The 3,098-nt window shown below is 62.8% G+C and carries 1 protein-coding gene; it reads left to right on the top strand.

What is annotated here, in order from left to right; all coding sequences use genetic code 11:
* Positions 1-3,098, top strand: a 3,098-nt coding sequence (locus tag AC1DEY_RS22775) for a DUF1998 domain-containing protein (protein ID WP_476869981.1), incomplete at both ends; no start/stop codon positions are given.

Below are 3,098 nucleotides of genomic sequence, written 5' to 3'. Positions count from 1 at the left end.
CCAATGACCCGCAGGCCCCCAACGTTCTGGTGGCGACGCCCACCCTGGAAATGGGTATCGACATCGGAGACCTTTCCTGCGTGATGCTGGCTTCTCTGCCGTCGTCCGTGGCGTCATACCTGCAGCGTGTCGGGCGGGCGGGTCGCCTCACCGGGAACTCGCTGGTGCTGGCTTACGTGCGGGGCAGGGGAGAGCACCTGCCCAAGCTCCACGACCCGCTCTCCGTGATCAACGGCGAGGTGCGCCCGCCTGCCACGTTCCTGGACGCGGAAGAAATCCTGCAACGGCAGTACACCGCACACATCGTCGACCGCTTTGCCCGCGACGCCGGCCGGCCACACCCGCAGAAGGCGACGGCGGCGCTAGGCAGCGCCGACAAAGGCACCTTCCTCGGTGATCTCATTGCAGTTGCTTCCGATCATGCGGAGGAGTACCTGGCGGTGTTCCTCTCTCAATACGGGGAGCTTCTGGCGGACTCCACGGTGGAGTCCCTGAAGACGTGGGCGACACCCCATAACGATGGCGAGTCCAGCCCCATGGCCCGCCATCTGGTCCGAGCCGCCCGCCTGTGGGAACAGGACGTGGCCGAGCTGGAGGCGCGGCGCAAGGAGATTGACAGCCAGCTGCCCGAGCTTGAAGAACGTGCCAAGTCAAATGCTGCAACGGCGGACGACTTGCAGGCGCCGAAGACTGCTTATGCCACGCTCAAGCTCATTTCCTTCCAACTGCACGAGCTCCGCGGTGACTACTGGATTTCGGTTTTGGAAGAGTACGGCGTGCTGCCCAACTACACCCTGCTGGACGACTCCGTCGGCCTGGATGTGGGCCTGACCTGGCGCGATGTGGATACGAACGAGTTCCTGACGGACAGCATCAGCTACCAGCGCGGTGCGTCGATTGCCCTGACCGAGCTTGCCCCCGGGGCGACCTTCTACGCACAAGGTCTTCAGGTCAAGATCGATGCCGTGGACCTAGGTCCGCAACAAAGTCACATCCAGAAATGGCAGATGTGTCCATCCTGTGGCTGGGCCAACACCGAGGTGGACGCCAAGGGGCCGGTCACCGCCTGTGCCCGTTGCGGAACCGGCGCTATCGCGGACGTCAGCCAGACGTTCGACGTCGTCGTGATGAAGAAGGTCTCCGCCGAGGTCAGAAGGGACGAATCCGGCATCGGCGACCGCAGCGACAACCGCGTCAAGGAAAGCTTCAACGTGGTCGTGGCCGCGGACATTGACCCCGAGCACGTAACCAGCCAGTGGTTCCTGGACGGCATCGACTTCGGGGCAAAATACCTTCACCGTACGGAGCTTCGCTGGCTGAATCTCGGCCGGACGGCCTCCAATGCGGCCACCCGGGTTCTTGCCGGCGAAGACGTGAAGGCACCGCTGTTCCGAGTGTGCTCGTACTGCGGTAAGCAGGACCAGTCCGCCAAGGCGAACAGCTTCGATGAGCACAGGTTTTGGTGCAAGTACCGCAAAGCGTCTGAGGAGAACGTCAAGGACGTGGCGCTCGCCCGTACGCTCACGACCCAAGGCGTCTCGCTGCGCCTGCCCACCGCGGCAGTTATGGGCGACGACTTCGCGGTGCCCAGCCTCACGGCAGGCCTCCTATTGGGCCTGCGTACCGTGCTCGGCGGCGCCCCTGACCATATCGACGTCGTCAAGATCAATGAACCGCTCGACGGCGGCGAGAGCGCTATTTCGCTTCTGCTCCATGACAAAGTGCCCGGTGGAACGGGTTACCTAGCTGAGTTCGCCGAGTCGGAGAAGGTCTGGAAACTGCTTTACGCTGCGTGGGATGTGGTACGTAACTGCAGCTGCAAGAACGAAGAACGACTTGCCTGCCACAACTGCCTCCTGCCATTCGCACCTCCGTGGTTGGTGGACAAGGTCTCGCGCATCACGGCCCAAAGGTTGCTGGCCGACATTTTGTTCAGCGGCAAGGCGCCGGACGATGGAGAGCAGTCGCCTTCGTTCGCTGACTGGAAGACCACCACCGTCCCGCCGGCAGCCGGCCTGAACCCGGAGTCCCATCTGGAACTGAAATTCCGGAGGGCTCTCGTGGAGCGCCTTCAGACGCTAGGCGCCCACATCAAGGTGACACCGGCGCTGCGCGGGGACCGGTTGGAATTCCGGCTGCCGGGCGGCAAACACAAGTGGTGGCTGGAGCCCCAGGAAGACATCTTGGGAACCCGGCCGGACTTTGTACTCATGGCCCAGGACCCCAACATCCCGAAGATCGCCATCTACACGGATGGCCACTATTTCCACGCGTCTAGCACCCACAACCGTATCGGGGACGACGCCAGTAAGCGTGCCAGACTGCGCGAGGCTGGCATCATTCCGTGGGGTATCACGTGGGAAGATGTTGACGCCTTCGGCAAGAGAGCCACTTCGTTCCCGGCTTGGCACAATCAGGACCGCGTTCAGAAGATCCAAGCCCAGTTCAGTCTCAAGCCCGGATTGCTGGACCTCATCGGTGTAGATGCCGTGAGCCAGCTGTGGGCGTGGATCCAGGACCCGGCCCAGACAGATTGGGAGCGCTTCGCCGAGGTCGTTCCGCTGATGCTGATGGAGAAGCCTTTCAAGTCCACCGCCGACAGCGCTGCAGAGCGTGCCCTGGAGGCGCTGATCAGCAAAGACGCTACTCCCGAGGCTGGCCCGGACAATTGTTGGCAGTACAGGTACGGGCCCATGGTGCTCTCGGCTGGTGCCAAGTCCTTGGACGCCAAGGGCTTTGTCGTCGGGCTGTATCTCGACGACCGTGCGGAAGCAGTGGCGGATGACGAGCACCACCTCTACTGGCGCGAATGGCTCCGGCTGTCTAACCTGATGGCCTTCAAGAGGTACGGGCTGACGATCGGGTCCGTCGACATGGTGTCCGTCGCTATCGAGGTTGCGCCGCCCCCGGAAGAGGCGTCCGCGGCAGTCAGCCCGGCGTGGCAGGAACTTCTGGACATGGCAACTGACGATGAGAGGCCGTTGCTGATTGAACTGGCCGCAATCGATGGTCTCCCCGTTCCCGAGCTCGGATTCGAGCTGCCGGATGGCAGCGTCATCTCGATAGCTTGGCCAGATCAGAAAGTGGGGGTCCTGCTG

Source organism: Arthrobacter sp. 05T47, assembly GCF_056395825.1.
Note: the sequence above shows the minus strand (reverse complement) of the source record. Positions and strands in the feature narration are given on the sequence as shown.